At 58.8% G+C, this 6,984-nt stretch carries 5 protein-coding genes; all 5 read right to left on the reverse strand.

What is annotated here, in order from left to right; all coding sequences use genetic code 11:
* Positions 1-101 precede the first annotated feature (101 nt).
* The 5 genes from NZ453_RS20115 to NZ453_RS20135 all read right to left on the reverse strand — a co-directional run bounded on the left by NZ453_RS20115 (position 102) and on the right by NZ453_RS20135 (position 6,769).
* Complete coding sequence (locus NZ453_RS20115; RefSeq protein WP_263771393.1) at positions 102-2,276, reverse strand: putative bifunctional diguanylate cyclase/phosphodiesterase; 2,175 nt, start codon at positions 2,274-2,276, stop codon at positions 102-104.
* The gene (locus tag NZ453_RS20120) at positions 2,269-3,258 is read right to left on the reverse strand and encodes an EAL and HDOD domain-containing protein (protein WP_263771394.1); all 990 of its coding nucleotides are present in this window, start codon (positions 3,256-3,258) and stop codon (positions 2,269-2,271) included. The genes NZ453_RS20115 and NZ453_RS20120 overlap by 8 nt, the downstream gene beginning before the upstream one ends.
* Positions 3,259-3,601: 343 nt before the next feature.
* Positions 3,602-4,510, reverse strand: coding sequence for a GGDEF domain-containing protein (locus NZ453_RS20125; RefSeq protein WP_263771395.1), 909 nt, complete (start codon positions 4,508-4,510; stop codon positions 3,602-3,604).
* Positions 4,511-4,623: 113 nt separating this feature from the next.
* Positions 4,624-5,895: an O-acetylhomoserine aminocarboxypropyltransferase/cysteine synthase family protein gene (locus NZ453_RS20130; RefSeq protein WP_263771396.1), complete on the reverse strand. Its 1,272-nt coding sequence runs from the start codon at positions 5,893-5,895 to the stop codon at positions 4,624-4,626.
* A gap of 163 nt (positions 5,896-6,058) precedes the next feature.
* Positions 6,059-6,769: a glycine zipper 2TM domain-containing protein gene (locus NZ453_RS20135; protein ID WP_263771397.1), complete on the reverse strand. Its 711-nt coding sequence runs from the start codon at positions 6,767-6,769 to the stop codon at positions 6,059-6,061.
* Positions 6,770-6,984: the final 215 nt, after the last annotated feature.

Here is a 6,984-nt window from a genome sequence, read left to right on the forward strand (position 1 = left end):
GGCAAACGAAAGGGCCGCGGGAAATCCAAACCCGCGGCCAGGCAAGCCTACGGCCAGAGACTACGGAACGGGGCGGCGCGCGGGCGGGCCAGCTAGGGGGCTCAATCGAGCGATAGCCGGTGCCCCTGCCGCAACAGGTGTTCGAAGGCTTCCGGTGCGACGGGCGGGCTGAAGAGATAGCCTTGCAGCTGATCGCACCCGAGGTTGCGCAGGAAATTCATTTGCGCATGTGTTTCCACCCCTTCGGCAACGATCTCCTGGCGTAGCTGTTTGCCCATGGTCACAATGGCTTGAGCAATAGCGCAGTCGTTCTCGTCGTCGGGGACACCGATGACGAATGTGCGGTCGATCTTCAGCGTGGTGATCGGAAACTTCTTGAGGTAGGCCAAGCTTGAGTAGCCGGTGCCGAAGTCATCGAGCGCAAGAGTGAAACCCAGGGCGACCAAATCGTTCATCAGCGGGATCATCTTCTCCGGATCGCGAACCAGTAGGCTCTCGGTAATTTCAAGCCGTAATAGTTCGCACGGAATGTCGTAGCGCTCGGTCGCCACCTTTAGCCGCTCAGGCAACTGCGCATCGAATTGCCGAGCGGACAAGTTGATCGCGATCGGAACCAAGTCGAGCCCCGCATCAAGCCAAGTACGGATCTGTCGGCAGGCGGCGTCGAGAATCCAACCTCCCAGATCAAGGATCAGCCCTGTTTCTTCTGCTAGCGGGATGAACTTGGCCGGTGGAACCATACCGTGTTTGGGGTGGCGCCAGCGGACCAAGGCTTCGGCCCCGACAATGCGCCCGGTACGCAAGCTCACTTTTGGCTGGAAGTGCAGCAGGAGTTGCTGGGCAGCGAGCGCTTGCCTGAGCTCGGTCTCCAACTGCCATTGCTCCTTCGCCAGCACATTCATTTCGGGGCTATAGAAGAGGTGGCTGGATTCACTGGCGTGCGCGCGTTTCATAGCCACATCGGCGAAGCGCAACAGGGCGGCGGTATGCAGTCCATCCTCGGGGTAGATCGCGATTCCGATGCTGGCCCCAATATGGACCGCATGCGATTCAATGATGAACGGGGTTGCCAGCGACGCGAGCAGCTTTTCGGCCACTAGGCCGCTGTGTTCGCGCTTGTGGATCGTGAATAGCGCAACAACGAACTGATCACCGCCGAAGCGCGCGAGGATATCTTCTTCGCGCAGCACTTCACGGAACCGATGACCTACCTGCTTGAGGAGTTCATCTCCAACTTCGTGGCCCAACGTGTCATTTACCGTGGCAAATCTATTGAGATCGATGACCAGCAGGGCGCCGTGATCGTTATTCCGGCGGGCGGTCGTCAACGCCTGCTCGACGAGTTGTTGGAAGAGGGTACGGTTGGGCAGACCGGTCAGACTGTCGTAGTTGACGATCCGCTGCATGCGCTCTTCGGCGGCGCGAAGGACGCTGATATCGGAGAAAATGGAGAAGGCGTGAGTAATCCGGTCTTCAGCGTCGCGCACGACGCCAATCGATACTGACTGCGGAAAGAGTTCGCCGTTCTTCCGCTTGCCAATAATCTCTCCGTGCCAGGCGCCGGCGCCGCGCATGGCCGACATTACCTCGGCCCTGAAATCGGCGCTGTGGACACCGGAACGGAGGAGGTCCGGTGTCTGGCCGATGGCTTCGGCGGCCGTGTATCCCGTAATGCGCGTGAAGGCGGCGTTCACCGAGACGATCCGGTTGTTCGTGTCGGTGATCATGATGCCTTCTTCGCTGTTCTCGATAATGCTGGCGTGCAGGCGACGCTTTTCTTCAGCGGACAGGCGATCCTCGATTTCGTAATAGTGAGCCGTCATGCCGACGGGTTCCCCGTTCTCGTCGCGTACGTGCCCGAGCGAAAGGTTGACCCGGAAGGTCTCACCCGATTTCTTCCGGCGGCGCACTTCCATCAGCGAACTGCCGTGGTCGAGAAAGAGCTCGTGGATCCCATTGTCACGGTCTGCCGGTTCGTCGGCATACAGGAACAGGATATGTTGCCCGATTGCTTCTTCGGGCGTGTATCCGAAGAGCATCTGAGCACCACGATTCCAGCCGGTAACGTAGCCGGCCAAGTCGGTCGTAATCAGCGGTTCTTTGATCCACTGTTTCTCGGGACCGCTCAGGAACTCGGCAGGAACCCCATTGCGGTCGTGACTCAATAGTTCGAGTTCTTGCTTGAGTGAGTCGAGCGTTTGCGCGAGATCGTCGCCTTGCGCTTGCCGGGCCATGGCGCAGAGGTCCAGACAGCGATCGATGCGCGCGTCAGTCATCGGCCTCGTCCCGCTTGTCGTGCAGCACGCCGAGCATCCAAAGGTGCGCGGAGAGCACAAGCTCGTTATAGCGCGATATGGGTATGCCGGCTTGGTCCAGTTCTATCGCCAGCTTTTGGTCCTCTTGCTGACGGAGCTCCGTGATCTTCAGCAGGCGACCGATCGGACCATCGTGATGGAGCACGGCGGAGGCCAGCCCCTCTGGCAGCTTCAGGGGCACGAGCACATCAGCGAGCGGCATTCCAAACAAAACACCGATGAGCGAAAACATCCCGGCCATGAATGCCTGTTCCTGCGCGGAGCGATCCAGACCAACGAATTCAGCGGCGAGTTCAGTCGTGCGTGCGCGTACGGCAACGTGCGCGGTCAGCATGGCAGAGCGGTGATCGTCGCGGCTGGCAGCAAAAAGCATGAGGTGAAGCCAACGCTTTAGCTGCTGACGACCGAGGATAAGAATGGCCTGCGAAAAGCTGGAAATCCGCCGGGCCATGCTCACGCCCAGCGAATTTACAAGGCGGATGAGGTGGTAAGCGAGGACAGGATCCTGACGGAAAAGAGCTTCGATCTCGCCCGTCTCCGCGTCCGTTGCGACAAGATGCAGCAATTTGAGCGACAGGATGCGGGAGGCGCTCTGCGCGCTGGATACATGCACTGGGGGATTGAAGGGCCAGCTGCCCGCCAGCCATAGGGCGGAATCGGGAAAGGTAGGCTTTCCGCGTGCTTCGGAGCGATAGAGTGATTGTTTATTGAGCGCTTGGCACCCCGCCGCAGTTGCCAAGTGAAGAAGCCCCTCAGGCAGCCTTGCCATCAGGCCAGGAGCGATGAAGCAGGGAAACTCGGTCGCGAATGCCGAGAAACGGGTATTGTCGATAAGCGGCGACCATTCGTTCAGGTCTCCACTTCCTGCGTCGAGGAGGGCGGCTGCTGGCTGCAAGTTGCGATCAGCCAGTAGTTCGACATGAAGTATGGGCACGTCGCTCATAGCGCTCTCGTAGTTGCGTCTGCCGTCGCGTCTCGGTCTTCGTTGTTAATGAGGTTGGGCGATGAAACACAAGTTACGGTCGCCTACGGCAAAAAAACTCAAAGTTGTAACCGTAGAGTCTCGCTATCACCCCGCTTGGTTCCTTTTCTCAAATATACACTGGCCGGACCCTGGGCGCTTGAAGAAAAACCGCCAAACCGTACCGCGTGTACTGACGAGCAGTTACGAACGGGGTTCAACGAGCGGAAGAACAGGGGTTACATGTGTAGGAGGGAACGCAAATATCGTTTCGGCATCAACGAGTTGCCCGCCCTAAAAATCTTTGGTCATTTGCTGACCGCGGCTATATGGCCCCGTCATCGATGCAGAAACGGTTGCGACCGGTATCCCGTGCGTGAACCAGCAAGGCCGTGCTGCGCTCGACCAACGCCGCGCCGTGTTCGCCGGTGAATTCCGTGATGCCGCCGCTTATCGTTATGCGCTCGCCGGTCTTGGCGAGTATCTCAGTCTCGATGAGCGCACGTAGCCTTTCCAGCGCGCCAAGCGCGTCGGTAAGATGGGTATTGGGCAGAATCAGCAAGAACTCATCGGTTCCGATGCGGCCCACGATGTCGGTTTCGCGCAGAGCTTTTGACAACAGGTAGCCAAGTGCCGCTAGGATGCCATCTGCCACGCTTTGACCCCGCGTAGCCGCGAGTTCATGGAAGTGATCGACATCGATTTGCGCGAGCGTGAAGGGGGTGCCGTAGCGGCGCCCTCGCTGGACTTCGCTTTCCAGCAAACGCATCACTTGCCGCTCGTTGAATACGCCAGTCAAGGAATCGTGTACTGAAAGGCGTTCAAGTCGGCTCTCCAGGAATTTCTGCTCGGTGATCTCGGCGAGCACGAGCAGGGCTCGCCGGATGGTGCCGCGATCGTCAAGGATGGGTAAGGCATTGGTATTGAGCCAGGTTACATGGCCTTCGTTGTCACGGACGGCGACGATTCTCTCCAGCACAGGCTGTGTTGTCCGTAGAACCGAACACAATGGCATCTCGTCGTCCGAGAGTGATTCGTTTTTTTCGTTTTCCCAGGCGAGAGCTGGGTCGTGCAGGAGCTTCTCGGCGGTGGCATTGCGCCACAAGGGAGTTGCGTCAGCTGCGTGGACCGACAGTCCTATGCCGAGGATGTCGAGGAGAATGCCGTAGCGTTTGATTTCGTCATCGTCGGCATGTTTTCCGGGGAGGGGCTCGGGTGGAGTGGCCAAAGTCATGAAGAATTACGTCTAGTGCTATTACTTTAGTAATAGCACTAGGGTAACCGAAATTGCCCCGGCTGCGTGTGCAGTTGTCTGCACTTCATCGCAGGGCCCAGCGCCAAGCGGCGTCAGGCGGCGGCGAGCGCCTGATCGAGGTCTTCAAGCAGGTCGTCGATATGCTCGATGCCGATCGACAGTCGGATCATGTCTTCCGATACGCCGGACTTCACTAACTCTTCGGGAGAGAGTTGCCGGTGGGTCGTCGAGGCCGGGTGGCACGCCAACGATTTCGCATCACCGATGTTAACGAGCCGGGTAAACAGCTTGAGCGCGTCCTGAAAACGGGCGCCACCAGCCAAGCCGCCCTTGACGCCGAAGGTGAGAACACCCGAGGCATGACCACCCATGTATTTCTGGACCAGCCCATGGTCCTTGTGGTCCGGGAGTCCTGCGTAATTTACCCAGGAAACTTTCGCATGCGTTTTGAGGAACTCGGCGACCTTGACCGAGTTCTCGCAGATCCTTTCCATGCGCAGGGCCAGCGTTTCCAGTCCTTGCAGAATCAGGAATACGTTGAATGGGGAAATCGCCGCGCCCATGTTACGCAACGGGACGACGCGTGCACGGCCGATGAAGGCCGCTTCGCCGAGAGCCTCGGTGTACACGACGCCGTGGTAAGACACATCCGGCTCGTTGAGCCGCCGGAAACGCGCTTTGTGCTGAGCCCATGGAAATTTCCCACTGTCGACGATGATGCCGCCAATCGAGTTGCCGTGCCCGGCGATATATTTCGTCAGCGAATGGACGACGATGTCCGCACCGTGCTCGAACGGGCGACAAAGGTAGGGGGACGGCACGGTGTTATCGACGATTAGAGGGATGCCGTTGCGGTGGGCAATGTCGGCCAGCCTTTCAAAGTCGGTGATGTTGCCCAGCGGATTACCGACAGATTCGCAGTAGATGGCCTTCGTTTTCTCGTCGATCAGTTTCTCGAACGTCGCGGGATCGCGATAGTCGGCAAAGCGGACGGCGATTCCGTACTGCGGGAGCGTATGCGCGAAGAGGTTGTACGTGCCGCCGTACAAAGTCGAGGCCGAGATGACATTGTCGCCGGCCTCGGCGATCGTCATGATCGTGTAGGTTACAGCCGCCTGACCCGAAGCGAGGGCCAGAGCGCCGACCCCGCCTTCCATCGCGGCCACACGCTTTTCCAATACGTCCTGCGTCGGATTCATGATGCGCGTGTAAATGTTGCCGGCGACTTTTAGGTCGAAAAGATCGGCTCCGTGCTGTGTGTTGTCGAACGAGTACGAGGTCGTCTGGTAAATCGGCACAGCGACGGCTTTTGTCGTGGGCTCGGGAGAGTATCCGGCATGGATGGCGAGGGTTTCGATTTTCATTCTTCATCCCTTGGCGAAAGTGGGGGAGGGCCGCATCTTAGCATTCGGTTTCGCGTCCAAATAGAACGAGAATGCATATCCTAATTACCGCCTCTATAAAGGAAAAGCGCCCCGCTGGGGCGCTTTTTTGCGGTTCGGGCCTCCTTGCGGCCCGAGGGCGATTTTACAGCGCGACGAGTTGGCCGTTGCTGATCCGTACGCGGTCACCACGCTGCCATGTCGGCGCCTGCGATTGAGTGAAGAGACGCGTATTGCCATTTTCAAGACGTACCGTTACTTCATATTGTGTCGTGCTGCGCACACGCTTTTCGACTTCGTTCCCCGCGTAGGCTCCGCCCACGGCGCCGACCACGGCACCGACGATCTTGCCACGACCGCCGCCGATCTGATTACCAAGCAATCCACCGAGAACGCCACCGCCGACTGCGCCGAGGCCGGTACCGTCCCCGTTCTGTTTCACTTCGCGCACATTCTCTACGACGCCACAATCGCGGCAAGTATTCGCGTACGACGGATTCGACGTGCTGTTTTCTACATAGATGCCGCTATCGTTGATCGGGTAGCTCGGGGACGTGGCCGGGCGTTGCTCGTCGGATGTGCGGACGTAGCCAGCCGGACGTTCGCGAATCGGCTCACGGGTGGCGGTTTGCCGTACGGGAGCGGTTGTCTTGGCCTTTACCGATGCTTTGGCCGGTGGCTCGGCCGGAACGACGGGTACGGAGGGAGCAGCCGCGAGCGGTTCCATCTGAGTGGTCGTTGCTCCGCTTTGGGGAATCCAGCCGGCGAACGAAGCAGCGGCCGTCAAGCTTGCGATCGTTACGGCGGTCGCGGCGACGATAATCATCGGGTGCGGTCTGCGGGTTTGGTTTTCCATTGTGGCCTCACGCTGTGGTTGGTACTGAGCAAACAACGAACAGGCCGAGCCCCAGGACGACTGGGGAAACAAACGATTACAACTTTGGGGCCGCCGTTACGGCGAGGCCTGAAAAGAGGTGAGTACGAGACCCGGTAGTTCGATAAGGGCCGGCGGCGAAAAAAAACGCCTCGGATAGCCCGAGGCGTTTTTTTTACCTCTTGGTAATGCGAAGC

The organism is Propionivibrio soli (assembly GCF_025770765.1).
Classification (GTDB): domain Bacteria; phylum Pseudomonadota; class Gammaproteobacteria; order Burkholderiales; family Rhodocyclaceae; genus Propionivibrio; species Propionivibrio soli.

Excerpts from the sequence above, each read along its gene's own strand:
- NZ453_RS20125 (WP_263771395.1), bottom strand. The coding sequence starts at position 4,510 with ATGACTTTGGCCACTCCACCCGAGCCCCTCCCCGGAAAACATGCCGAC.
- NZ453_RS20135 (WP_263771397.1), bottom strand. The coding sequence starts at position 6,769 with ATGGAAAACCAAACCCGCAGACCGCACCCGATGATTATCGTCGCCGCG.
- NZ453_RS20130 (WP_263771396.1), bottom strand. The coding sequence starts at position 5,895 with ATGAAAATCGAAACCCTCGCCATCCATGCCGGATACTCTCCCGAGCCC.
- NZ453_RS20120 (WP_263771394.1), bottom strand. The coding sequence starts at position 3,258 with ATGAGCGACGTGCCCATACTTCATGTCGAACTACTGGCTGATCGCAAC.
- NZ453_RS20115 (WP_263771393.1), bottom strand. The coding sequence starts at position 2,276 with ATGACTGACGCGCGCATCGATCGCTGTCTGGACCTCTGCGCCATGGCC.